25 protein-coding genes and 1 pseudogene are annotated in these 25,174 nt (G+C 51.7%); 20 read left to right on the top strand and 6 right to left on the bottom strand.

The genetic code is table 11. From position 1 onward, the window contains the following. Positions 1 to 122: 122 nt before the first annotated feature. The 3 genes from licT (at position 123) to KNP85_RS04805 (ending at position 4,388) form a co-directional block, all read left to right on the top strand. Positions 123 to 974 carry a BglG family transcription antiterminator LicT gene (licT, locus tag KNP85_RS04815; RefSeq protein ID WP_021067990.1) on the top strand — a complete coding sequence of 284 codons (852 nt, stop codon included), beginning with the start codon at positions 123 to 125 and terminating at the stop codon, positions 972 to 974. A 99-nt stretch (positions 975 to 1,073) separates the two neighbouring features. Further along, positions 1,074 to 2,927, top strand: coding sequence for a beta-glucoside-specific PTS transporter subunit IIABC (locus KNP85_RS04810; protein ID WP_214801682.1), 1,854 nt, complete (start codon positions 1,074 to 1,076; stop codon positions 2,925 to 2,927). A gap of 9 nt (positions 2,928 to 2,936) precedes the next feature. Then, complete coding sequence (locus tag KNP85_RS04805) at positions 2,937 to 4,388, top strand: glycoside hydrolase family 1 protein (protein ID WP_031200425.1); 1,452 nt, start codon at positions 2,937 to 2,939, stop codon at positions 4,386 to 4,388. 120 nt (positions 4,389 to 4,508) lie between these two features. On the opposite strand, the gene KNP85_RS04800 is transcribed toward KNP85_RS04805, so the two are convergent. Continuing rightward, entirely contained in the window at positions 4,509 to 4,982 is a 474-nt protein-coding gene (locus KNP85_RS04800) for a DUF6188 family protein (RefSeq protein ID WP_125318031.1), read from the bottom strand. 200 nt (positions 4,983 to 5,182) lie between these two features. On the opposite strand from KNP85_RS04800, the gene KNP85_RS04795 reads away from it, so the two are divergent. After that, positions 5,183 to 6,700, top strand: coding sequence for a sensor domain-containing diguanylate cyclase (locus KNP85_RS04795; protein WP_214801679.1), 1,518 nt, complete (start codon positions 5,183 to 5,185; stop codon positions 6,698 to 6,700). Beyond that, positions 6,697 to 7,191: a hypothetical protein gene (locus KNP85_RS04790; protein WP_214801676.1), complete on the top strand. Its 495-nt coding sequence runs from the start codon at positions 6,697 to 6,699 to the stop codon at positions 7,189 to 7,191. The genes KNP85_RS04795 and KNP85_RS04790 overlap by 4 nt, the downstream gene beginning before the upstream one ends. Before the next feature lie 40 nt (positions 7,192 to 7,231). Here the strand turns inward: KNP85_RS04790 and KNP85_RS04785 are convergent, their stop codons facing one another. Together KNP85_RS04785 and KNP85_RS04780 are read right to left on the bottom strand one after the other, a co-directional pair. Then, complete coding sequence (locus tag KNP85_RS04785) at positions 7,232 to 8,104, bottom strand: ROK family protein (RefSeq protein WP_214801673.1); 873 nt, start codon at positions 8,102 to 8,104, stop codon at positions 7,232 to 7,234. 16 nt (positions 8,105 to 8,120) lie between these two features. Then, positions 8,121 to 9,905 carry a type I phosphomannose isomerase catalytic subunit gene (locus KNP85_RS04780; protein ID WP_214801670.1) on the bottom strand — a complete coding sequence of 595 codons (1,785 nt, stop codon included), beginning with the start codon at positions 9,903 to 9,905 and terminating at the stop codon, positions 8,121 to 8,123. 141 nt (positions 9,906 to 10,046) lie between these two features. On the opposite strand from KNP85_RS04780, the gene KNP85_RS04775 reads away from it, so the two are divergent. The 9 genes and pseudogenes from KNP85_RS04775 (at position 10,047) to KNP85_RS04730 (ending at position 17,278) form a co-directional block, all read left to right on the top strand. Continuing rightward, entirely contained in the window at positions 10,047 to 10,343 is a 297-nt protein-coding gene (locus KNP85_RS04775) for a PTS sugar transporter subunit IIB (RefSeq protein WP_021067999.1), read from the top strand. A 4-nt stretch (positions 10,344 to 10,347) separates the two neighbouring features. Then, positions 10,348 to 10,692, top strand: a complete 345-nt coding sequence (locus tag KNP85_RS04770) for a PTS sugar transporter subunit IIA (RefSeq protein WP_058765348.1) — start codon at positions 10,348 to 10,350, stop codon at positions 10,690 to 10,692. 23 nt (positions 10,693 to 10,715) lie between these two features. Further along, positions 10,716 to 12,026 (top strand): PTS cellobiose transporter subunit IIC, encoded by a 1,311-nt coding sequence (gene celB, locus KNP85_RS04765; protein WP_214801940.1) that lies wholly within the window; start codon positions 10,716 to 10,718, stop codon positions 12,024 to 12,026. A 32-nt stretch (positions 12,027 to 12,058) separates the two neighbouring features. Then, the gene (locus KNP85_RS04760) at positions 12,059 to 13,483 is read left to right on the top strand and encodes a glycoside hydrolase family 1 protein (protein WP_214801667.1); all 1,425 of its coding nucleotides are present in this window, start codon (positions 12,059 to 12,061) and stop codon (positions 13,481 to 13,483) included. Positions 13,484 to 13,562: 79 nt separating this feature from the next. After that, a complete protein-coding gene (locus KNP85_RS04755) occupies positions 13,563 to 14,291 on the top strand; it encodes a GntR family transcriptional regulator (protein ID WP_214801664.1) in 729 nt (242 codons plus the stop codon). 39 nt (positions 14,292 to 14,330) lie between these two features. Further along, positions 14,331 to 15,005 carry an ABC transporter ATP-binding protein gene (locus tag KNP85_RS04750; RefSeq protein ID WP_029596334.1) on the top strand — a complete coding sequence of 225 codons (675 nt, stop codon included), beginning with the start codon at positions 14,331 to 14,333 and terminating at the stop codon, positions 15,003 to 15,005. Beyond that, positions 15,002 to 15,990, top strand: a pseudogene (locus KNP85_RS15955) (ABC transporter permease). Before KNP85_RS04750 ends, KNP85_RS15955 begins: the two are co-directional and overlap by 4 nt. Beyond that, on the top strand, positions 15,987 to 16,598 hold the full coding sequence (locus KNP85_RS04735) for a class I SAM-dependent methyltransferase (protein WP_058765356.1): 612 nt from the start codon (positions 15,987 to 15,989) through the stop codon (positions 16,596 to 16,598). The pseudogene KNP85_RS15955 and the gene KNP85_RS04735 overlap by 4 nt, the downstream one beginning before the upstream one ends. A 17-nt stretch (positions 16,599 to 16,615) precedes the next feature. Continuing rightward, complete coding sequence (locus KNP85_RS04730; RefSeq protein WP_214801658.1) at positions 16,616 to 17,278, top strand: NAD(P)H-dependent oxidoreductase; 663 nt, start codon at positions 16,616 to 16,618, stop codon at positions 17,276 to 17,278. Between the two features lie 36 nt (positions 17,279 to 17,314). Here the strand turns inward: KNP85_RS04730 and KNP85_RS04725 are convergent, their stop codons facing one another. Further along, positions 17,315 to 17,950, bottom strand: a complete 636-nt coding sequence (locus KNP85_RS04725; RefSeq protein ID WP_021068008.1) for a nitroreductase family protein — start codon at positions 17,948 to 17,950, stop codon at positions 17,315 to 17,317. Next, on the bottom strand, positions 17,947 to 18,393 hold the full coding sequence (locus KNP85_RS04720) for a MarR family winged helix-turn-helix transcriptional regulator (protein WP_021068009.1): 447 nt from the start codon (positions 18,391 to 18,393) through the stop codon (positions 17,947 to 17,949). The genes KNP85_RS04725 and KNP85_RS04720 overlap by 4 nt, the downstream gene beginning before the upstream one ends. A 181-nt stretch (positions 18,394 to 18,574) precedes the next feature. On the opposite strand from KNP85_RS04720, the gene KNP85_RS04715 reads away from it, so the two are divergent. The 6 genes from KNP85_RS04715 to modB all read left to right on the top strand — a co-directional run bounded on the left by KNP85_RS04715 (position 18,575) and on the right by modB (position 24,730). Beyond that, positions 18,575 to 20,758, top strand: coding sequence for a malate synthase G (locus KNP85_RS04715; RefSeq protein ID WP_214801655.1), 2,184 nt, complete (start codon positions 18,575 to 18,577; stop codon positions 20,756 to 20,758). Beyond that, complete coding sequence (locus tag KNP85_RS04710; RefSeq protein ID WP_021068011.1) at positions 20,755 to 21,051, top strand: hypothetical protein; 297 nt, start codon at positions 20,755 to 20,757, stop codon at positions 21,049 to 21,051. Before KNP85_RS04715 ends, KNP85_RS04710 begins: the two co-directional genes overlap by 4 nt. Before the next feature lie 66 nt (positions 21,052 to 21,117). Beyond that, a complete protein-coding gene (gene aceA, locus KNP85_RS04705; protein ID WP_214801653.1) occupies positions 21,118 to 22,398 on the top strand; it encodes an isocitrate lyase in 1,281 nt (426 codons plus the stop codon). A gap of 148 nt (positions 22,399 to 22,546) precedes the next feature. Continuing rightward, entirely contained in the window at positions 22,547 to 23,254 is a 708-nt protein-coding gene (gene ric / locus KNP85_RS04700) for an iron-sulfur cluster repair di-iron protein (protein WP_214801649.1), read from the top strand. Between the two features lie 106 nt (positions 23,255 to 23,360). Beyond that, a complete protein-coding gene (gene modA, locus KNP85_RS04695; RefSeq protein ID WP_214801647.1) occupies positions 23,361 to 24,092 on the top strand; it encodes a molybdate ABC transporter substrate-binding protein in 732 nt (243 codons plus the stop codon). Beyond that, positions 24,089 to 24,730, top strand: coding sequence for a molybdate ABC transporter permease subunit (modB, locus tag KNP85_RS04690; RefSeq protein WP_214801645.1), 642 nt, complete (start codon positions 24,089 to 24,091; stop codon positions 24,728 to 24,730). The genes modA and modB overlap by 4 nt, the downstream gene beginning before the upstream one ends. On the opposite strand, the gene KNP85_RS04685 is transcribed toward modB, so the two are convergent. Then, positions 24,727 to 25,098, bottom strand: coding sequence for a DUF3221 domain-containing protein (locus KNP85_RS04685; protein ID WP_214801642.1), 372 nt, complete (start codon positions 25,096 to 25,098; stop codon positions 24,727 to 24,729). The genes modB and KNP85_RS04685 overlap by 4 nt on opposite strands. Positions 25,099 to 25,174 lie beyond the last annotated feature (76 nt).

Here is a 25,174-nt window from a genome sequence, read left to right as displayed (position 1 = left end):
GGATTGTTACTGGTCAAGCAGGCAAAACCTAAATTGATGCCGATCATCCAAATTTGGGCGGACCGGTGTGAATTTAGGTTTTTTTCTTTTCACTCGAACTTGAGCGGAGGTGAATTGATTCCATGCAGATTTCAAAAGTGTTCAACAATAACGTCGTGGCCATTCAAGCGAACGGTCAAGAACAAGTCGTCATGGGACGGGGGATTGCGTTTCAAAAACGTCCGGGTGATGCGATTGATCAAGCGCGGATTGAAAAAGTCTTTACGCTCGAGAGTAAAGAGAGCCACGAACGGTTCGTTCATTTTTTGAATGAGATGCCAGCGGCGGAGATGGATACGGTCAAAGAGATCGTCAAGTTGGCGGAGACGCGGCTTGAGAAGTCGGTCCATGATTCGCTATATGTGACCCTCGCCGACCACATCCATTTCGCCCTCAGTCGGTATCGGGATGGAATCATCATTCGGAACCCGCTCGTTTGGGAAGTGAAACGATTTTACGGACCCGAGTTCACCATCGGGAAAGAAGCGGTCGCCCTCATCAATGAACGGCACGACGTCAAATTAGACGAAGACGAGGCGGTCGCCATCGCGCTCCATCTCGTCAACGCAACGATGTCGGGTGCCAAAGGTGAGAATTTGCATCTCGTCACTGAGATGACACGCGCCACACAAGCAATCCTCACCATCATCACGTACCACTTTCAAATTGATTTGGATGAAGAATCATACGCCTATTCACGATTCTTGACCCACTTGAAGTATTTCGTCCAACGGCTTGCCTCAGGTGAGAAGATTAAGCAGGGGGGCGACGAGACGCTGTTCGAGATGGTGAAGCTGCGCTATCCGGACGCTTACGAATGTGTCGAGAAAATCGCCGGTCTAATCGCCACGAAGTACAATTACGAGGTTTCGACCGATGAGCGGTTGTATATGATGATTCATATCGAAAACTTAATGAAAGAACGACGATCCTAAGGATGGTTACTGATGATGCAGGCCAAACCTAAATGACGACACCTCCCGTGTGCGTTCATTTAGGTTTTTCTTTTTATACAAATTGAAGGAGTGAACAGTATGAGCCAAACAAAAACGCTCGCCGCGGACATCATTCGTCACGTCGGCGGGAAAGACAACGTCAAAAGCGTGTTCCATTGTGCGACACGGTTACGTTTTAAATTGAAAGATGAACAGAAAGCTAACCCCGAAGCGTTAAAAAATCATGACGGCGTCATCACGGTCGTCCAAAGTGGTGGCCAGTTCCAAGTCGTCATCGGCAACAACGTCCCATACGTCTACAAGGACGTGGTCGAGGCCGGTGGATTCCAGACGTCATCAAATGACGATACGGAAAAAACGGGCGTCTTTAACCGTTTGATTGATGTGATTGCGGGGATTTTCACCCCGATCCTCGGACCTATGGCCGGTAGTGGTCTATTGAAAGGTTTGCTCGCCATTCTCGTCGCCCTTGGCTTACTGACACAAGACATGGGCACATACATCGTCTTGAACGCAGCGGCCGACGCGCTCTTCTACTTCTTACCGGTCATCCTCGGCCATTCGGCAGCGAAGAAGTTTGGCGGCAATCCGTATATTGGGATGATTATCGGGGGTGCGCTCGTCTATCCGGCCATCGTCGCGATACAAGGTGCGGGCGAGTCACTCTCATTCCTCACGGTGCCAGTCGTCTTGATGAGCTACGCGTCCTCGGTCATTCCGATTATCTTGGCGGCGTACGTGTCATCGAAAGTAGAGACGTTCTTCAACAAACACACGCATGAGGCGGTCCGTAACTTCACGACCCCGATGATGGCACTCTTGATTGTCGTCCCGCTCACGTTCCTCGCCATCGGTCCGGTCGCGACATACGCGAGTCAAGGTCTCGCCGGCGGCTACTCGTTCTTATATGAACTCAGTCCAGTCGTCGCCATCGCTTTCATCGGTGCATTTTGGCAAGTGCTCGTCATGTTCGGTCTCCATTGGGGGCTCGTGCCGATTATCATCAACAACTTGGCAGTCGTCGGCATGGACACGATTGTCGTCGGGGTCCTCATGGCCACATTCGGTCAAGTCGGGGCAACGCTCGCCATCACATTGAAGGCGCGTGACCCGAAGACGAAGGGACTCGGTACCTCGTCGACGATCGCTGGTGTGTTCGGTATCACCGAGCCGGCGATTTACGGATTGACGCTCCCGCGTAAAAAACCGTTCGTCTTTGGGATGGTTGGCGGCGCGGCCGGCGGTGTCGTCGGCGGTATGCTCGGGACGGCCGCTTATGCGATGGGTGGTCTCGGCGTGTTCAGTATCCCGGTCATGATTCCGGCAACGGGCCTTGATATGACATTCTATGGTGCGTTGATTGGGATGGCAGTTGCGACGCTCGTCTCGTTCGGACTCACGTTCGCATTCCATAAAGAAGTAGCATCGGAAGAAACGTCGCCGCGTGTCGAATCAGCACCTGTCTTGACTGATCACGTCGGTACACCGGTCTCCTCACCGGTCAAAGGGGAAGTCGTCGCACTTGAGACCGTTCGCGATGAAGTGTTCTCGAGTGGCGCGATGGGGAAAGGAATTGCCATCATGCCGACAGAAGGCGTCGTCTATGCGCCGTTCGACGGGGAAGTCGTCACGGTCTATCAATCGAAGCACGCAATCGGACTCCGGTCGCATAGCGGTGTCGAAGTATTGATTCACGTCGGGCTCGACACGGTCCAGCTCGGGGGACAACATTTCGAATCGTTCGTCACAGACGGACAACAAGTGACCGAAGGCGACGTGTTGGTGAAATTTGATTTAGAAGCCATCGCTCAAGCCGGTTACGACACGATAACTCCGGTAATTGTCACCAATACAGGGAACTACTTAGATGTCTTGCCGACACATAGCGGCATCGTCGAACCAAACCACGGCGTCTTGCGCGTCTTAGCCTAAAAGGAGGAAATGGATATGAAACAAGTAGCGAAAAACTTTTTATGGGGTGGCGCCACAGCGGCGAACCAATTTGAAGGCGGATATCAAGAAGGCGGCAAAGGACTGTCGATCGCGGATGTGATGCCGGGCGGCAAGGACCGGATGAAAATCATCCATGACCCGACGTTCGATTTCGAGCTACATGACGAGTATACGTACCCGAACCACGAAGGCATTGACTTCTATCATCACTACAAGGAAGACATCGCTCTCTTCAAAGAGATGGGCTTCAAGACGTTCCGCATGTCAATCGCTTGGTCGCGCATCTTCCCGAACGGTGACGAACTCGAGCCGAACGAGGAAGGTCTTCAATTCTATGATCGCGTCATCGACGAGCTCGTCGCGCAGGGGATTGAGCCGCTCGTCACAATCTCGCACTATGAGTTGCCGCTCCACTTGGCGACAGCATACGGTGGTTGGCGTGACCGCCGCCTCGTGACATTTTTCGAGCGGTACAGCCGTGTCTTGTTCGAACGTTACCAAGGCAAGGTCAAGTATTGGCTCACGTTCAATGAAATCAACGGGGCCCAATTCATGCCGATGCTCAGTCTCGGGATGGCGATCCGTGAAGGGGATGACCAGTTGCAATTGACGTATCAAGGGTTGCACCATCAACTCGTGGCAAGTGCGCTCGCGACAAAAGCGGCACGCGAAATCGACCCATCGATGCAAATCGGCTGCATGCTCATCGCGGCGCCGGTCTATCCGTACAGCTCGAACCCGGAAGACATTTGGTACGCGCATGACGCCGAGCGCATGATGAACTTCTTCTGCGGCGACGTTCACGTTCGCGGTGAATATCCGTCGTTCGCGAAACGATTCTTCCGTGAGAACGGGATTGAACTCGTGATGGAAGACGGCGATCTCGAGACGCTGAAAGCACACACGGTCGACTTCTTCTCACTCAGCTACTATATGTCGCGTACCGAGAAAGCGGAGAAGACAGAAGACGAAGCAGCAGGGAACATTATGAGCGGTGTGAAAAACCCTTACTTGAAAGCAAGCGACTGGGGTTGGGAAATCGATCCGATGGGACTTCGCGTCATTTTGAACAAACTGTATGAGCGTTATGAATTGCCGCTCTTCATCGTCGAGAACGGTCTCGGGGCTTATGATAAGGTCGAAGCGGACGGTTCGGTCCATGACGATTATCGGATTGAGTATTTGCGTGACCATTTGAAAGCGATGGTGGAGGCGATTGAAGACGGTGTCGACGTCATCGGTTATACGAGCTGGGGCTGTATCGACCTTGTCAGCGCATCGACCGGGGAGTACAGCAAACGTTACGGTTTCATCTACGTCGATAAGCACGACGACGGGTCAGGGACGCTCGAACGTTCACGGAAAGACTCGTTCTTCTGGTATCAAGACGTCATCCAGACGAACGGGGCAAGCTTGTTCGAGGACGAGACGGTGAAATAATAAAAGAGCGGCCGCGGCCGCTCTTTTATTATGCTTTCGTGATTTTTCGCAAAACGATGATGGCGAGACTGACGCCGCCTGCAATCAACATATATGTGAGAATCTCTGTCCAGGCTGCCATCAGACGTCATCTTCGGCGAAGACGGCCAAGTCTCCTTGAGGCATGGCGACGAGTAAAAAGTGCTCGCCTCCGAGCGGGCGGGCGTCTCCGGCCTGCCAACTCTCGTACTGCTCATGATAACCGTTCACGAACAAGACCGATCCGGATTCAAATGTGAGTTCAAGGTTGGGGTTGTCTTCTGTTAAACGGACGGAGCGGACGCGTTCGCGTCGCAGTCCGACGAGGTGATGGAGTTGTTCATCTTCATTGAACGACGGACCCGATGAATGGACGTACCAGGGTCCTTCGATTGAGAGCCAAGACTCGTTGCCATCTCGTTTAAAGTAAAGTAGGTGATGGTTTGGGCCGGAACCGAAGTCGATTCCGACGAAGGAAGACGCGTTGAATAGATGTTGTAAAATCCGTGTAGCTTCTAGATGTTCGGTACGGGTCACGCTTCCACCTCGCTTAAATAGGTTAGTTAATTCCATCATTCCACGTTACTCCACTAAAGTAAACGAAAGGATTATGTGAAATCACTCATACGAGAGGTAGATAAAGACGTTCGACATCTTATGGAAAATACTTCAAGGAAGTTAAAAGTTTGGTCAGTGATTGGGCGAATTCGGTCCCGCCTTCGAAGATTCGATTTATAATCAAAAGTATAGATGAATCGATGAAACGAGGGGTAACCATGGTTTATGGCTTATTGATTGGCGGTACCGTCCTAATCACCATCGTCCTCAACGTCCTCCGGTTGATGACGACCCCCGCCCTGAATCGCTGGCTGCTCGCCGGGACGAGCAGTCTCGTCGTGATTTGGCACGGGGCGTTGTTCGACTTTTATGATTTACATTGGTCCGTACTGTTGTTGATTGTGACGGGACTCGTCTGTTTTCACTGGAAGGGCATGGTGACGGCCATTCTGGTCGGTTGGATTTTGGTGTACAGCCAATCGGGAACGTTGTCGTTCCCGTTGTTACTCAGTTATATCTTTTTCGGACTAGGTGCGGCGTTGCTCTTCGGCTATGTCAAACAGTTGAAGCGTGAGCGATCGGGACGGTTACGGATGTTGACGGCAAGTTCTCGTCAATTGAACGTGTTTCGGGAAGTCAGTTTTACAATGCAAGACACGCTCGATCCGGATCGGTTGCTGCAAACAATTTTGACATCGGTGACGGCGGGGCACGGGCTCGGGTTTAACCGTTCAATCATCTTCTTTGCGGATTTGGAAAAAGATAGCATTTACGGAGTGATGGGGACAGGACCTATGAATCCAGAAGACGGCTTTCAAATTTGGGAAGAAATTACGCGCCAACATTATGACCTCCAAGGACTGATTGATGAGAAGGAGACGGACTCGACGCACGATGAACAGTTGAACGAACGGATTCGGAAGATGACGATCCCGTTTCATGGCAACCACCTGTTCAAACAGACACTCGATTCAGGACGACCGCTCCATGTCTACGCGAGCATCACCGATGACCCGGTGCTGCGGATGCTACATACCGATTTACAAATGGATGAGTGTACGATTTTCCCGCTTCACCATCAAGGCATTCCTTACGGACTCCTTGTCATCGATAACGTCGTCAATAAAAAGCCGATTACCCCTCAAAAAATTGATAGCGTCCGTCCGATTGCGGAGCAAGCCTCGCTCGCGCTCCATCAAACGATGTTGTACCAGCGCATCGAGACATTAGCACTTCGTGACGGCTTGACGCGTCTTAAAAACCATCGCTCATTCGAACAAGATTTGGACGTCTTGTTCCGGGAGTGCGAAACGGACGAGCTGTCACTAATTGTCATGGATATCGATCATTTCAAGCACTTCAACGACACGAATGGTCACTTGGCTGGAAATGAGTTACTCACGCGACTCGCGAGCGTCATTCGACGGAGCGTGCCGGATGAACAGATGGCGTATCGGTTCGGTGGCGAAGAGTTTGTCGTGCTATTGCCGCAGTATGACGAGGTCGAGGCAGCACAGGTGGCGGAGACAATCCGCAGCGCCGTGCTCGGAACGAACTTTATGAACGGAGAACGACAACCGGGTGGACAGTTGACGCTAAGCTTCGGCGTCGCTTCAAAGCACACCCTTCATGAACAGTCCCTTGAACAGTTGATTGAGTGTGCCGATCAAGCCCTCTATATAGCCAAATCAAAAGGGAAAAACCAAGTTTGTCGTTGGGAAGGGGTGCCGCTTTGACCGAATTCAGTGTCATGATTATGACCGTCGCCTTTATCGGTTCAATCTTATTGACGAGTCAGCCGTGTTATCGTTTCGTGACAGGTAAGTTAGCGAGACGACATGCTGCGGCGCTCGGCGTCTCATTGAAAGACGTCTCGTTCTCGTTCGATCAAATGGTATATTTCATCGCGTTGCCGACGACGATTCCAGAAGTCCGAGATGCGGGGAAATCAGAACTGGTCGTCGAACCGTATTATGAATCTTATTTCTTTCCAGAAGTGAACGGCGTGCAAGTCTCGGTGAAGTCAGGGTCAGTCGTGATTGCTATCGCCTATTTGCCGATTGACGACTTCAGCCTTCCCGTGTTGGATCGACACTTGGAGGCCGGCAAGATTAATGAACGCGTTAACCGGACGATTCGGGAGCATATGATTGTCCATGATCGTACGCTCGCAGCGATTCGAGACGAGGTGTATCATCAACTCCATGAAGATCGCCTCGCAAAATAAAAGGGTTTCCATCACAGATTCGTGATGGAAACCCTTTTTTTTACTGCGCTAACATGTGAAACCGTGCGGCACCAATCAAGTTGGCCTCGTTGAAATGGGCACACGTCTCGATGTCGATGCGGAACGTGCCGAACGCGTCACAGAGCGCATCCAAGTGTCGTTTAATCCCGTCCCGGACTTCCGGACGGCGACTGATGCCACCACCGATTAAAATCAGATCCGGGTCGAGCCCGAATTGGAGATTGTACATGCCGATTGCGTTCCAGCGATAGAAGCGCTCTAATTCCGTTTGGATGACCGGATCGGTTTGAAGCGCGAACACATCTTTTCCGGTGAGTGGACGACCGAGCTGTTCGCTGCAACGCTTGACGAGGACGGCCGTCGAGCCGATGGCGCTCCATGTTCCGTCAGGATGAGGTAAGTTCGGGTCCAAAATCCAGTACCCGTACTCACCGCCGTGGAAGTGCGACCCGACCATAAGGACGTTCGAGTCGACGAACGCTCCACCGATGCCGGTTCCGATGACCACGGTCGCATAGCGTTTCACGGATGCGGCCGCACCATTCCATCCTTCTGCAAGTGCTGCCGCATTGGCATCGTTCAAGACGGTGACCGGTAAGTCGTAACGGTCTTCGAACGGCTGTAGAAACGGACGATTGTGGATATAAGGCAATGCGCTGATGCCATGAATCACACCGGTCGTCGAATCGACGGAGCCGGGCGCACTGAAGGCGATTCCGTCGAGTGGGGCCTCGACGTTAGCTTCGTTAAAAATCACATCGACGTGATCAAGCAGGCCGTCCCACGTCGCTGGGGTTGGGACGTGTTTGTTCGACAGGAGGTTGCCGTCGGCTTGGACGACTCCGTATTTGATACTAGTACCACCAATATCGATGGCTAAATAATGTTGCATGTCTTGTTTCCACTCCTTATGGCAAGAACGCGGCCCCGATGACGCCAGCGTCGCCATGCAGTTGCTGCAGGACGAGGGGGGTCGCTCCTCTCAAATGAGGGTATACTCGCATCGCGACCGCGTCTTGTAACTGATTCCAGTATAACGGAGCCGAAGCCGTCACACCTCCTCCAAGAATGATGACGTCAGGGTCGACCGTGTGGATGATATTGGCGAGACCGGTCGCTAAATCCTCGACGAACGTGTTGCGTTCGATTTCGTCTGTCAAAAGCGTCATCGAATCAGTCATTCCTTTAGTGCGGGCACGTTCGTGAAGTGCCGTTCCACTCGCATGCGTCTCAAGCGCTCCGACGTTCAGCGTCGGATGTGTTGGTCCGTCCGTACGAATAATCATATTGCCGACTTCTCCGGCGCTACCATGAGCCCCACTAATCAAATTTTGCTTATAGACGAAGCCGCCGCCAATACCTGTGCTGACCGTGACGTAAAAGACGGAGTCGACATGACGACCAGCCCCGAACTTCGCTTCAGCGAGTGCCGCCGCATTGGCATCATTCTCTAACGTGACAGGTAGGCCGAGCAGAGTGCATAGCGGCTCCACGATCGTCTGATGGTGCCAGTTCGGGAGGTTCGGCGGGGTCAAGAACGCACCTCGTTTTAAGTCGAGCGGACCAGGAGCCGCGATGCCGACGTGCGTGATGTCATATTCGAGTTGGAATCGTTCGACGGCAAGCTTGATTTGGTTCAACAAGGTGTCGAGCTCAAGGTGTGGCTGTGTCTTCAACTTATATTGTTTCTCGAGTCGCCCTTCTGTCGACACGACGGCGATTCGTGTGTTTGTGCCGCCCAAATCGATGCCGATGCGGGCTTTTTGTTTCGTTGGAGAGGATACGCCGGTGACGAGGCACGTGGCCGTTCCGTCCAACTGAAATGACTGACCCGCTGGCAAAAGCAACGTCGCACCAATATCGAAGGACGAACCGTCAATCTCAAGTGTCCCATCGACGACCGAGAGCAAACGGAACGTGTCCGTCGAGACGGATTCTTCGCGTTCGATCGTCCATTTTTCGACAAAGAAATACGGATTGCGCGTCAACTGCGTCCGGAAATGATTCAGTGACAGGACATGTTCCACATAGTCGAGATGGGGTGCAAAGGAGGCAAGGGTACCTTGATTGACGTGGAGATCACGTGTGCGGCCCGTCGTCGGTTCAGTGCGTCCGTAATCATAGAGACGGTACGTCGTATCCGAACTTTGTTGAATCTCGAGAACAGATACGTCTTTCGTCAAAGCGTGGACAGTCCCGGCCGGCACGTACAAAAAATCGCCGCGGCTGACAGGTCTTCGAATTAAACCGGACATGACATCACCAGCCTCGAGCGCCTGTTGTAACGTCTCTTTCGACTCGAACGTATGCCCGTAGATGATTTCTCCCCCTTCTGGCGCGTCGAGGATGTACCAGCATTCATTCTTTCCATACGGTTGACCCTCGAGCGACTGCGCCAACTCGTCATCAGGATGGACTTGAATCGATAAATCATCGTTCGGATCAATCCACTTGATTAACAATGGAAATACCGAAGCATCGATACCGAATAGTTCACGATGCGTGTTGTACAGTTCGCCTAGTGGCGTCCCCGCGTAAGGGCCAGCAGACACGACGGAACTGCCTTGCGGCAACGCCGAGGCGGTCCATGCTTCGCCAATCGAGACTTCATCAAAATAAAAACCAAAACGCTTTAAGCGGTCGCCTCCCCAAAGACGATATTGATAATGCGGCTGTAACGGGATGATTTTCATCGTCAATTCCCTCACTCTCATTTATTATCGTATACACTTTTAATTTTAAAAACTAAACAAACTTTAAATCAAGTATAGACATGAAATTAATCATGTGTATAATAAAAGTTGTAAACGATTTCAAAAAAGGAGTGATCGAACATGAAGAAGGTATTACTTGCTTGTAGTTCAGGAATGTCGACGAGCCTGCTCGTCACGAAAATGCAACAGCACGCGGCGTCAATCGGGGACGAAGCGAAAATTTGGGCAGTCGGTCAAGACCAGGTTGGTAAGGAGATGGAAGAAGCGGACGTCATCCTCATCGGACCGCAAATGCGCTTTTTGCTCGATAAATTGAAAGCGCAAACATCGAAGCCGGTCGAAGTCATCGACATGATGGCCTACGGAACGGCGAATGGGAAAGCAGCGTATGAGCAAGCAATCAAATTGATGGGGTGAGGTCATGGAAGGAACGGAAGAGTTAACGTTAGAACAGATGGCGTTCATGATGATTTTGCATAGCGGGAACGCTCGGAGCACGATTCAAGAAGCAATCCAAACGTATAAGAACGGTTCCTACGAAGCGTTTGAAGCGCAGCTAGCGACAGCACGTGAACAGTTAAAAGAAGCGCATCAGACGCACTTTAGCCAAATTCAAAAAGAGGCGAACGGGGAGAAGACGGACATGTCACTGTTGCTCCTTCACGCCGAAGACCATCTCATGTCGACTCAGACGATGCTAGATTTGACGGCAGGTCTGATTGAGATGATGGAGCAAAAGATTGTAAATCCTAATCAAGAAGGGTGAATCCTATGTCACAGGACAACAAAATGTTCTTATTGATCAGCAAGTTGCTCATGCCGATGGCGACTTACTTGAACAACAGTCGGTATTTGCAAGTCTTACGGGATGCGTTCATGCTCGCGTTCCCGATTACCATGTTCGGTTCAATCGTCGTCGTTATTGCCAACTTGCCGTTCTTAGACAAATTCATGTCGGAAGGGACGCTGAATGCGTTCAAATCGTCACTCGGTAACGCCCCATCGGCCACGATGGGAATCATGTCAATCTTCGTCGTTTTCGGTATTGGCTATTATCTTTCGAAAAGTTACAACGTCGAAGCCGTCTTCGGTGGGGCGATTTCGCTCGTATCGTTCCTCTTGTTGACACCGTTCCTCATTGAAGTCGAAGGAATGACAGAAGCGGTCGGTAACGTCCTCCCGCTCGATCGTCTTGGCGCCAAAGGAATGTTCCTCGCCATGATTACAGGTTTCCTCTCAGGTGAGATTTATCGATTCGTCGTTCAAAAGAACTGGACGATCAAAATGCCGAATGGCGTACCGCCGGCGGTTGCGAAGTCGTTCTCGGCGCTCGTTCCGGCCTTGTTGACGCTCACGGTCTTCTTGCTCCTCAACATCGGTGTGACGAGCTTGTTCAATACGAACTTACATGACGTCATCTTCAACGTCGTGCAACAGCCGCTCGTTAAATTGGGTAACGGTCTCGTCCCAACGTTGATCGCCATCTTCTTCGTCCAATTGTTCTGGTTCTTCGGGTTGCACGGACAAGTCATCGTCAACTCGGTCATGGATCCGATTTGGAATACGTTGTCGCTTGAAAACTTGAACGCGTACACGGCGACCGGAGATGTGCCGAACATCATCAGTAAACAGTTCGTCGAAATCTATACGGTCGGCCTTGGTGGCTCCGGCTCGACGCTTGCCGTCATCGTAGCGATTTTGTTGTTCTTGAAATCGAAGCAGTTGAAACAAATCGGAAAACTGTCACTCGGACCAGGGATTTTTAACGTCAACGAACCGGTCATTTTCGGTCTGCCGATCGTCATGAACCCGCTCATCATGATTCCGTGGATTGTCGCCCCACTCATCACGGTCACAGTCACTTACTTTGCAATGTCGACAGGGCTCGTCCCGCCGCCGACAGGGGTCGCGGTACCTTGGACCGTCCCGATGTTCATCAGCGGGATGATGGCGACGAACTCACTTGCCGGCGGATTGCTACAACTCGTCAACTTCTTGATCATCTTGGCGGTCTGGTTCCCATTCCTTAAATTTATTGACCGTTTGAACTTGAAGAAAGAACAGGAAGAAGCCGCTAACCATAAAGACGAAGCGGTATGAATGAGAAATAGAGAATAAGGGAGAGAAAGTTTATGACGAACCCGACAGAAACGAAAACATCAGCAGCAGTGACGTATCAATTCCCGACCGATTTTTGGTGGGGGACGGCCTCTTCGGCGACGCAAATGGAAGGTGCGGCTTTTGAGGGAGGCAAAGGCTTAAATATTTGGGATTATTGGTATATGCAACAGCCGAACCGATTCTTCAATGGCGTCAGCGCGACGGAGGCGTCTAACTTCTATCATTTGTACGAGCAAGACATCGCACTCATGAAGGAGCTCGGACATAACACGTTTCGTTTCTCAATCTCGTGGTCACGTCTATTCCCAGAAGGCGTCGGTGAGGTGAATGAAGAGGCGATCACGTTCTATAACAATGTGATCAATTGCCTCATCGATCATGACATCGAGCCGTTCATCAACTTGTATCACTTCGACATGCCGATGGCGCTTCAAGACCGAGGCGGTTGGGAATCACGTGACGTCGTCGACGCTTACGTACAGTTCGCGAAGACGTGTTTCGAACTTTTCGGAGACCGTGTGACGACATGGTTCACCCATAACGAACCGATTGTACCGGTCGAAGGCGGCTACTTGTACGATTTCCACTATCCGAACGTCGTCGATTTCAAGCGTGCCGTTCAAGTCGCTTACCATTCGATCTTATCGAGCGCGCTCGCTATCCAGGCGTATCGGAAGCAGGGACAACCCGGTCAAATCGGGATCATCCTGAATTTGACACCGTCGTATCCGCGCAGCCAACATCCGGCCGATCTGAAGGCGTCGCGCTTGGCCGACGCCATCTTCAACCGCTCGTTCTTGGACCCATCCGTGCTCGGGACGTTCCCTGAAGAACTCATCGACGTGTTACAGGAACAAGGCGCGATGCCGGAGATGCAGCCGGGCGACTTGGAACTCATTCGGACGAATACGATTGACCTCCTTGGCATCAATTACTATCAACCGCGTCGGGTCAAGGCCAAAGCGTCGCTTCCGAATCCTGATGCGCCGTTCCTGCCTGAGAACCTGTTCGACTTCTATGAGATGCCGGGTCGTAAGATGAACCCGTATCGTGGTTGGGAAATTTATGAACAGGGCGTCTATGACATCTTGATCAACTTGAAAGACAACTATGGCAACATCCCGTGTTTCATTTCTGAGAACGGGATGGGCGTTGAAGGAGAAGAACGTTACCGTGACACCGACGGCAGCGTCCAGGACGATTACCGGATCGATTTCATTCGCGAACATTTGAAATGGACGCATCGGGCGCTCGAAGAAGGTGCGAACGTGAAAGGGTACCATTTATGGACGTTCATGGACAACTGGTCATGGAGCAACGCCTATAAAAACCGCTATGGGTTCGTTGGTGTCGACTTGGCGACCCAGGAACGGACCATCAAAAAATCGGGTCACTGGTTCAAACAAGTGATTGCCAATCATGGATTTACAGAATAATAGGAAAAGCTGACAAGGACTACTCTTTGTCAGCTTTTTTTGATATATTATTTGTATATGTCTATACATGAGGTGGAATATGTCTACAAAGAAAAAACCAAAATATGAATCGATTGCTGATGAGATTCGGCATCGCATCAATGAACAGGCTTATGAACTCGAAACACCGCTCCCAGATGAGATTCAATTGGCAGAAGAGTTTGGCGTCAGCCGCATGACGATGAAGCGCGCCCTCGAGATTCTCGTGATGGAAGGCTTGATTTATCGGAAGCGTGGCAAAGGGACGTTCATCTTGCCAGCCAGTTTCCAAAAAGAACGCATCAACATCATCAGTAAAGAGACGCGAGGATTGACGCAAGTCATCGGCGACCGCAGTTTGCGCAGTGAAGTGCTCGATTTCGAAGTGAAGTTCCCGACCCAGGAAATCGCTGACCATTTGATGATTGAGCTGACGGAACCAGTCTATGAGATTCGTCGTGTCCGCTATGTGGACGAAGAGCCGTATGTCATCGAATTGACGTACATGGTCGCCAATCTAATTACAGGACTGTCGCGTAAAATTTTAGAGAAGTCGGTCTATAGCTACATCCAACAGGAGCTAGGTTATACAATCACGAGTTCACACAAGATGATTCGAGCCGACAAGCCTGACGAGTACGACCAACGCTACTTGAAGAATGACATTACCGACCCAATCATCGAAGTCGAACAAGTCGTTTACTTGAGTAACGGGAAGCCGTTCGAATATTCATTCGCCCGGCACCGCTATGACAAGTTCGTTTTCTCTTCGGTCAATATCGTTCGATGACGTCGCCTGAAAAGGCGACTTTTTGCGAAGGAGGTTCGAATGGACGTTCACATTGAACAAGCCGGGTATGAACGCGGTGAGTCGGTCATTGAGGACATCGAATTTGAGGTCCGACCGGGCGAAATCGTTGGGATGATTGGGTCGAACGGGGCCGGGAAGAGCACGACGCTCGCCTGTCTCACCGGAACAATCCCGTGGATGCGTGGAACGGTGAAAATCGACCGCTACGCCTATATCCCCGAGCAACCGGTTTACTATGATTATTTGACGCTCGAGGAACATATCGCTCTCGTATTGGAATTGACGAGTGTTCACACTCGCGAGCGGACAGACGAATTGCTGCGTCTGTTTCGGCTCGAGACGGTCCGGTACGACTATATCGCCTCGTTCTCAAAAGGGATGAAGCAAAAAGCGATGATTCTGTTGGCGCTCATCCAAGAGGCGAAGTTTCTCCTTGTCGATGAGCCGTTCGTCGGACTCGACGCGACGACGACGATTCAGTTGCTTCGTTTACTTGAAGCGGAACGCCGTCAAGGCACCGGGGTGCTTCTCGTCACCCACGTCCTCGACACGGCAGAGCGGTTATGCGACCGCTTCGTCTGGATCGATGACGGACGCATGCTCGCAAGTGGGACGAAAGATGAATTGCGTCTCAGCCTGCAAACCGAAGGCGAGTCGCTGTTCGATATGATGGAAGATGTGGTTATGCGATGAATGAACATCAGCTGTTTGCTAGACGTATTCGAGTCCATATGACCAAGCAGTGGAAGACGTGGCGGCTCATTTTGGATTGGACAGTCGTTCTTTACGGAGTCATTCCGTTCGCCATCTTTCTCGGATATCAATACCGATTGCTTTGGCAAGGTGAGCTTAGATGGGTGAGCCAAGTACCGATGTTCGTTTGGGCGCTTGGAATTGGAATCGTACTACTCAGAAATCAGTTTTTCGTCTGGATCGAACGGGCGGACGTGACGCTGATCGCCAAACGTTCTTTGATTCACAGATTGAAGCACGATTCGTTGTTTTATTACGCCATCAAACTAGGTTCAACGCTCCTCTTTGTCCTATTTGGCTTGACGGTTGGCCCGTTGTCTCCATATCCGCATTTGGGATCAGCCTCCTGTTTTTGACCGGGATTCATACGTGGATCCGTTATCAGTTGACAGTCCGGCGCAGCCATTGGATGTTACGAGTTACGGTCACGTGTGTGACGTTCGTTTGTATGTATGCGCTCCTCAGCGACTCGCCTTTAGGGGCGGTCGTCCTCGGCAGCGGCCTCGTTGCATTTGCGATTTATATCGGAGAAGGATGGCTGTCACGCCACCCATATCTTAGTCAAGAACTCGAACGTAGTGAGGCGCTGCGTATGGCTTTCGACCGGGCCGTATTATCCACGTCGGGTGCGATCGAGAAACCAAGTCGGCGCAAACGTCCGCTTTATCGACCGAGACCTAATCGGTTTGGGTCCGCCCGGCGTACGTCGGCCATTTTACTCTATATACGGACGCCGCGTCATCGGAACCTATGGTTGCGTCTCGTCCCACTTGCCGTCACCGGAATGCTCCTCGTGCCGAGCTGGTTCAAGTTGCTCATCCCGCTCTATGTCGGCTATGTGATGTGGCAAGAACGACAGGCGTTCAAACAAGAGATGGAGCGTCATCCGTTTTTCCGCGCCATCCAAGAAAGGACAGATTTATGACTGAACAAGATTATGAACGATTGCTTCAAATCGAGACGGCGAAACCGCAACAAGGGTTCCCGGCCTCGGCTGAATACCATCGCTATGAACCGACTCCTTATGAGGCGCTCGACTTGTTGCGTGACGCCTATCCGCTCGCCGCAACGGACACGGTCGTAGATTTCGGTTCGGGGAAGGGGCGGCTTCCGTTTTATCTCGCCTATACGTTCCGGGTCCGGGCCATCGGTGTCGAGATGGACGGCGGCTTCCACGAGGCGGCGCTCGAGAATTGGATGAACTATGCCAAGAAACATCGGACGCGTGGCAGTGTTCAGCTCGTCCGCGGCTACGCCGAACAGTTTGAGGTGCCGGCTGAGGCGAACCGCTTTTATTTCTTCAACCCGTTCTCGGTGAACGTGTTCCGGCAGGTAGTCGCGAATATTATCGACTCGGTCGAGCGCACACCGCGCCCGGTCGACCTCATCCTCTATTATCCGGCCGATGAGTACTTACATTTTTTGAACGATGAGACGCCGTTTCGCTACGTGCAGGATGTCCGATTACCATTGAAGAATCTTCATGAGCGCTTTCTCATTTATCGTTTTGATATGATGGAGTCATCTTGGTGAATGGGGAGTGGAAAATCGTGAAAAAAGAAGATATTTTAGACGCGTATCGTTGGCGTCAAGCGACGAAAGAGTTCGATGCGGACCGAAAAATCGATGAGGAAGATTTCGAGTTCATCTTGGAGACGGGCCGTTTGTCACCGAGTTCGTTCGGTTTCGAGCCGTGGCAGTTCGTCGTCGTTCGTCGCGAAGACTTGCTCCAAAAGATTAAAGACCATGCTTGGGGTGCACAAGGACAAGCGTTGACGGCAAGTCATTTCGTGTTGATTTTGGCGCGGACGCCTGAAGCGATGCGATATGATTCGGACTATATCCGTCACGTCGTCACGGACGTCCAAGGTCGGACGGAAGACGAATATGCCCTCCGTGTGAAGCGTGTCCGTGAGTTCCAAGAACAAGATTATCGATTGTTGGACGACGAGCGTGTGTTCCAAGAGTGGATTAAACGTCAGACGTACATTCCGCTCGGCAACATGATGACGGCTGCTGCCCAAATCGGTGTCGACTCATGCCCGATTGAAGGGTTCAATCAAGCAGATATTGACGAATTGTTGATTTCAGAAGGTGTCATGGAACGAGGCGCTTGGTCGCTCTCGGTCATGGTCGCGTTCGGACATCGGGCCCGTGACTTCGCGCCGAAGACACGCCGTGACTTCAACGAGGTCGTCAAATACATCGGATGAAAAAAAGCTCAAGCGCCTCGGCGCTTGAGCTTTTTCTTATTTCCAGTCTGTGATGCGGTCGATTGGGAAGCGGACTGATTGGTAACCGTCTTCCGCGGCTTTTCCGATTGAGAGGAGCATGACCGGAAGGTAGCGCTCTTTTTCGAGGCCGAACGCTTCCGCGATGTTCGCTTTGTCATAGCCACCAATCGGGTTCGTGTCATAGCCGTGGGCGCGGGCGACGAGCATGAGCTGCATCGCGACGAGGCCTGAGTCGAGCAAGATACTGTCTTTGATTGACTCTTTCGGTGCATCTTTGAAGATGCCTGTAATCATATCGACTTGACGGTCGCGGACGTCTGGCGGCATGAGGCCACGTTCAACGGCCGTATCGAAAATCTCTTCTGTGTAATCGGCCATTTGATAATCGGCGAAGATGGCGATGACGGCAGATGACGTCTCGACTTGGCGTTTGTTGAAGCTTGCGAGCGGGAGGAGCGTGTCTTTGCCTTCCGCGCTATCGATGACGACGAAGCGCCATGGTTGCAGGTTAAGTGACGACGGAGCCGTAGTCGCTTCCTCCAAGATTTGTGTCATCTCTTCTTTCGAGATTTTGACGTTCTCATCGTATACGCGAATCGAGCGGCGTCCTTTGACGATCTCCATAAAGTCTTTTTGTGTAGTCGTGTTCATATAAGGGTCTTCCTTTCGTGTTGAATGTTGGTTTGTAATGTATTTAACAATTCGAGTAGCTGTTGTTGATCCTCTACCTTCATGTTTACAAAAAGTCGGTCCGATAAGCACTTCTTTTGCTCGGTCCAATGTGCAATCCGCTCACGACCGTCATCCGTCAAATCGACAAAGATGACCCGATTGTCTTGAAGACATCGTTCGCGCGTGATTAAGCCCTGTGTCTCAAGCTGTTTTAAGTGACGCGTGATGGCGGCATGGTCGACGCCGACCCGTTGTTGCAATTCACGTTGCCGTAACGGTCCGACGTGATGCAGGTTGCTTAAAATATCGAAGCGGGTCGAACTGAGCCCGTCCATTTCCGTATCGAACAGTTGGGCGAGTTCTTTTTGTACGGTGATGACGTGGTAAAGGATTTCGTCGCTGAGCGAACAGGCGTCGCGCATGAGACATCCTCCTTAAAACTAATTGATAAATCAATCATTGATAGGTCACACAATTCATCCTAATCGGTTTGAAGAGAGAAGGCAAATAAAAAGATTCAAAAAAACTGTTGTCAAACTGTTATATAATAGTCTATATTATATTCAACTGATATATAACAATTATTCGAAAGGATGTGACGGATTGGAACAATACGTAAGGATTGGCACATACCGTGTCCATCGTGCACTCGTCAACTTGATTGCGCAGCGGGTATTGCCCGAAGAGGCTTCCCGGCAACAGTTTTGGGTGGGGGTCGGTCAAATTCTAGACGACTTCACGGAGCGGAACGAAGCATTGATGGAAGAACGAGTAGCATATGAACGATTGTTACAGGACTGGTACAAGGAACATGGTCCGACCTTCGAGCAACATCGATACGAGGCGTTCTTGCAAGACATCCACTACATCGAGCCAATCGTTCCCGATTTTACGATCGACGTCACGAACGTCGACTCAGAGATTATACAGGCCGGGCCACAGCTCGTCGTCCCGCTCGATAATGCGCGCTATGCGTTGAACGCGGCGAATGCTCGCTGGGGCAGCTTGTACGACGCCTTGTACGGAACGGACGTCATCGACACGGACGAGGAGCCGACGGCTGGATATAATCCGGAACGGGGGGCGAAGGTCATCGCCTACGCCAAACAGTTTCTCGACGATACGTTTCCGCTCGGGGAAGGCTTACATGAGGAAACGGACGGCTATCTCGTGTCAGAGGGCAGGCCGTACGCCATCATCGAAGGGAACCGCATCGCGTTCCAAGACGATTGTCTCGTCGGCTATGTCGGGGAGGCAAGTGATCCGAAGAAGATCCTGCTCGTCCACAACGGGATTCACGTCGAGCTGAAGTTTGACCGGAACCATCCAATCGGAAAAACAGATCGAGCGGGACTTGTCGATATCGAGCTCGAATCAGCGTTATCGGCCATCATCGACTGTGAGGACTCGGTCGCGGCCGTGTGCGCCGAAGAGAAAGTCCAGCTCTACTCGAACTGGCTCGGTCTCATGGACGGAACACTCGAGGCGACATTCATGAAAGGCGGGAGACGACTCACACGGAAATTGAACCCGGACCGGCATTATATCGGACCGGAAGGACGTGAAGTCACGCTACCGGGACGGTCACTCTTGTTCATTCGCAACGTCGGACACTTGATGACGACGGATTTGATGCTTGATGAGGCAGGGCGTGAAGTGCCGGAAGGCATCCTGGACGGGATTTTCACAGCGCTCATCTCGAGCCGTCATCTCGACGCTAGACACAATTCTCGCGAACGTTCGATCTATATCGTCAAACCGAAAATGCATGGCTCGAAAGAAGTCGCCTTCACGAACGATTTGTTCGACGCGATTGAAGACGTGCTCGAGCTGCCGCGTCACACGATTAAAGTTGGTGTGATGGACGAGGAGCGTCGGACGTCGCTCAATCTAAAGAACTGCATTGAACGAGTGAAAGAGCGCATCGTCTTTATCAATACAGGCTTCCTCGACCGGACCGGGGATGAGATTCACTCCTCGCTCACGCTCGGACCGATGCGCCGAAAAGGTGAGATGAAAGCCTCGGCTTGGCTCGACGCGTATGAGCGGTCGAACGTCCGGTGCGGACTCGACGCCGGATTCCATCGAAGCGGACAAATCGGGAAAGGAATGTGGGCCATGCCGGACCGTATGGGCGAGATGATGCGCGAAAAAATCAACCATGTCCGGTCCGGGGCGACGACGGCCTGGGTCCCATCACCGACGGCCGCCACGCTTCATGCACTCCATTACCATCAAGTCGACGCCTTTGACGTCCAACGTGAAGTGGCCGCTCGTTCGTTCGATCATGTGATGGAACGGAGTCGGTTGCTTGAAATCCCACTCGCCACGCGAGACTACACGGACGAAGACGTGAACGAGGAGCTCGAGAATAACTTGCAAGGCTTACTCGGGTATGTCGTCCGTTGGGTCGAACAAGGTGTCGGCTGCTCGAAAGTGCCCGATATTCATCATGTCGGCTTAATGGAAGACCGGGCGACGCTCCGCATCTCGAGTCAGCACGTGGCCAACTGGTTGTATCATGGCGTCTGTAGTCGAGAGCAAGTGGAAGCGACGCTCGTCCGGATGGCCGGTGTCGTCGACGCGCAAAACGCGTCGGACCCGTACTATCGCCCGATGACGCCTGACGTGGAGCGTTCGATCGCCTATCAAGCGGCGCGAGATTTAGTATTCGAAGGCGGCGAATCGCCGAATGGATATACGGAACCGATTTTGCACCGGCGCCGTCGACAGTTTTTACAACAAGTGACATTAGAACCGAACTTAAAAGGAGGAGCATCATTATGACAACGAAAAAAATCGAAAGCGAACAGTTAATTGAACGTTGGGTCGTCCGTCGAATCATCTCAGGGGAATCGACAGCGACGCTCGCGAACACGGCGTTCGTCTACGGGAACGATTTGATGCGCCTCGTCCTAGACCGGGCCGACGGATCGCTCCAAATCATGAGAGAGCCAGTCGAAGAAGTCGTCGTGTTCCGCAAACCGGAAGAACGTGATGAAGAGAACGTCTGTCGCTGCTGCGGCATGGAACACTCATCCTTCAAGTCGGCGCTTGAGTGCTGCGCATACTTGGATTAATCATGCACCATCTGTTATATAACAAATGATTAAATATAAAATTAATATAATACAGGAGGAATAGGTATGAACGAACAACGCGCACAAGTTGAGGAAATGATACAGTCGGAACGATTTATTGGGGTCGAACGTCCATACGGAGTGGAAGACGTGATGCGACTTCGGGGGTCGGTGTTAATTGAACATACGCTCGCGACAAAAGGAGCGGAACGGTTATGGGAGTTACTCCACGAGCGGGACTACGTCCACGCGCTCGGGGCGTTAACGGGGAACCAGGCCATCCAGCAAGTAAAGGCTGGTCTTGAGGCCATCTATTTGAGCGGTTGGCAAGTTGCCGCCGACGCGAACTTGTCGGGACATATGTATCCGGATCAAAGCCTGTATCCGGCCAATTCGGTGCCGAGCGTCGTCAAACGGATCAATCAGGCGCTTCAACGCGCCGACCATATCCAAACGGCGGAAGGAAAAGGCGATACGCATTGGTTCGCCCCGATTGTCGCTGACATGGAGGCCGGTTTCGGCGGTGTGCTCAACGTGTTCGAACTGACGAAGGCGATGATTGAGGCGGGAGCGGCCGGTGTCCATCTTGAGGATCAATTGTCGTCAGAGAAGAAGTGCGGACATCTCGGCGGGAAAGTGTTGCTACCGACACAGACGGCCGTGAAAAACTTGATTGCCGCTCGGCTCGCGGCAGACGTCATGGGGGTGTCGACGATTATCGTCGCCCGGACGGATGCTCACGCGGCGAATTTGATTACGAGCGACATCGACCCAATCGACCATCCGTTCATCGTCGGTGACCGGACACCGGAAGGGTTTTACCGCACCGAGGCAGGCATCGAGCAGGCAATCGCGCGTGGTCTTGCCTACGCACCGTACGCCGACCTCGTCTGGTGCGAGACTTCCGAGCCCGATTTGGACGAGGCACGCCAATTCGCAAATGCGATTCACGCGAAATATCCGGGCAAACTGCTTGCTTACAACTGCTCACCTTCGTTCAACTGGAAGAAGAAGCTGTCAGACGAGGAAATCGCAACGTTCCAACAAGAAATTGGTGCGATGGGGTACAAGTTCCAATTCGTCACGCTCGCTGGTTTCCACTCGCTCAACTTCGGAATGTTCGAACTCGCACGCGGATACAAAGCCCGCGGGATGGCTGCCTATTCCGAGTTGCAGCAAGCTGAATTCTCGGCGGAGCAGCATGGCTATACGGCGACACGTCACCAGCGCGAAGTCGGGACCGGGTACTTTGATGAAGTGTCACTCGTCATTTCTGGAGGCCAGTCGTCGACGACGGCACTGGCCGGATCGACAGAGGCAGAGCAGTTTGAAACGCCTTCCCATTAATCGACGCCCCTCACAAAATGAGGGGCTGTTTTGTGTCCAAATTTGGAACGAGGCAATCCCGTTCACCTAAATGTGACGTATTTCACATTTTTGTCGTCAAACTCTTGCTACGCTAAACATGTCAAAACGAATATGGAGGTTATGACAGATGACACAGACATTCACGGGCGATACGCACGTATCTGAAATCGTCAAACAATGCCCGCAAGCAGCAGACATCTTCAAACGGAACCGAATCGATTTTTGTTGTGGTGGCAACCGACCACTCGCTGAAGCGACTGACAAATCGAAACGGTCGACAGAAGATATTTTAGAAGAAGTCAATGCGCTCTATCAACGCAAGCAAGAGATGAACGAGAAGAGCATCGATTGGGATGCCGCTTCTTCTTCGGAATTGATTGAGCACATCATTTATAAGCATCACCAGTTTTTGACGGACGAATTGCCTCAGCTCACACCATATGTGACAAAAGTGTTCCGGGTTCACGGACAAAATCATCCGCACCTCGGTCGCATTCACCAATTGTTCAATCAATTGAAAGTGGAACTTGAACAACATATCGTCAAAGAAGAGACGGAAGACTTCCCGACGTTGCTTCGTCATGAGACGGCACCGACAGCTGAAACGAGACGGGAGCTTGATGACATTTTGGCTTTGCTCGAGTCAGAACATGCAGCAGCGGGTGACATCTTGAAAGAGCTTCGGCACATCACGAACGACTATACGCCGCCTGAAGGTGCGTGTGGGACGTATCGTCTTGTCTATCAACGGTTAGAAGCGCTCGAATCGGATACGTTCGAACATATTCATCTCGAGAACAACATTTTATTCCCGCGGGCGCGCACGTTCGCTTAATAAGGGCACACCTCTACTGACGTAGGGGTGTATTTTTGTGACGTTTGATACAGATGGGAGGCGAAGCAATCGCTACGATAAAAGAGAAGCAAAGGAGTGATCAATCATGAAACGGGTGAGTGGAGTCATCATAGGGATGGCAGTCGCCTTATTACTAAGTCAAGTCTGGTCGAGTTCAGATTCGGAGGACACTGTGACCATCCTGGCAGCGGCGAGCTTAGGACCGGCTTTGGAAGAGATCGAGCGACAACTTGAAGCGGAATTCGATGGGATTGATGTTCGGGTCGTGACGAACGGGAGCGGCGCTTTGCGAGCACAAATCAATCACGGGTCTCCGGCAGATATCTTTTTAGCCGCGAGCGTTGACGATGTCGACCGATTACAAATCCCGATTCTAGAGCGGGATATGTTCTTGCATAACGAATTGTGGCTCGTAACACCGAAAGGGAAACCGTGCGCGGAGACGTGGGACGACTTAAATACATGTGCTCGCATCGTCATCGGTGATCCAATCAATGTCCCGGCCGGTCGTTACGCAAAAGTGGCGCTCGAAGGGGAAGATGTGTGGGAGGAAGTGGAGCCGCGAGTCATGTTCGCCCAAAACGTGAGACAAGTGCTGACGCTCATCGAACAAGGTGACGCCAATGCGGGATTCGTTTATAAAACGGAACTCACGACGGACATCGAGTCGATTCAGTCGGTCCCGTTTGAAGCGACGGGTGCGATTTCGTATCCGGCAGTTCGCTTAACGCATGATCCATACGTCCGCGATATCTATGCGCGTTTGTTTGATGATGAGATTCAAGCTCACTTTTTGGCGAAAGGATTTTCCAAATGACGCAATCTCCACTTCAACTCACATTCGAAGTCGGGATGATGGCGACGGTGAGCGCCTTCGTCCTTGCCTTCGGAGCGGCCTATTTCATGCATCACCGTCAATTTAAAGGAAAGCGGCTGCTGGAGACAGTGTTTTTACTGCCGCTTATCTTGCCGCCGACAGTCATCGGGCTATACGCCTTGATTGTCCTCGGGAACAACGGGATCGGTGGGTTCTTGCCCGTCACGATCTTGTTCACCAAACAGGCGAACGTCATCGCGTCCGCCTTGGCCGCGTTTCCGCTCATCTACCAAACGATTCGTCTCGGGCTCAAACAACTCGATGCAGAATGGTATGAGGCCGGACGCGTGCTCGGCGGGTCAGAGCGTCAACTGTTCACTTACGTGACGATTCCACTGCTGCTCCCCGCGTTGACGAGCGGCTTCGTCCTCGGTTTCGCACGGTCAATCGGCGAGTTCGGGATCACGATGATGATTGCCGGGAACATTCCGGGCGAGACGATGACACTTGCTACTGCGATTTATATGGCGACAATCAACGGTGATATGACCCAGGCACTCGTCTGGAGCGGATGGTTGGTTGGTTTGGCGTTTTTAGTCCTATGGCTGAGTGAACGTTATGGCAAACGTCAATATTAGTCAATCACGTCGACTTTTTTCACATAAGACCGGTTCGGAGTATTTAAGATACTTGGGCCGGTCTTTTTCCAAATGTGGACGTGGTCCCCGACAGCGATTTGTTCGAACGTGGCTTTCACTTGAAACTTGAACCAACTTACGTCTTCCGGTTCACTTTGCGCGAAAAGAGTGTCAGGAGAGAGCGTCGCCTCTTCTGCAGTGATACCACTGATGACGAGAGCGGTGCGGTCAAACTCATTCACTTCAATCACATATCCTTCGACGTCTGGCTCGGTCGTCGCGCGGTTAGCGAAGACAAACCCGATGGAAAAGACGACAAGCATGGCTGCGATGGCGAGAAATAACATGATTTTGAATGATGATTTCATAAGGGAACGCCTCCTTCGTTCATTATTCTGTCACGTCTCGAATCGCTTATCTGTGAAAAAAGTAACAGTTAAGTCG

Source organism: Exiguobacterium sp. s194 (assembly GCF_018618275.1).
Lineage (GTDB): Bacteria > Bacillota > Bacilli > Exiguobacteriales > Exiguobacteriaceae > Exiguobacterium > Exiguobacterium chiriqhucha.
This window is presented reverse-complemented; position numbering and strand designations above follow the sequence as displayed.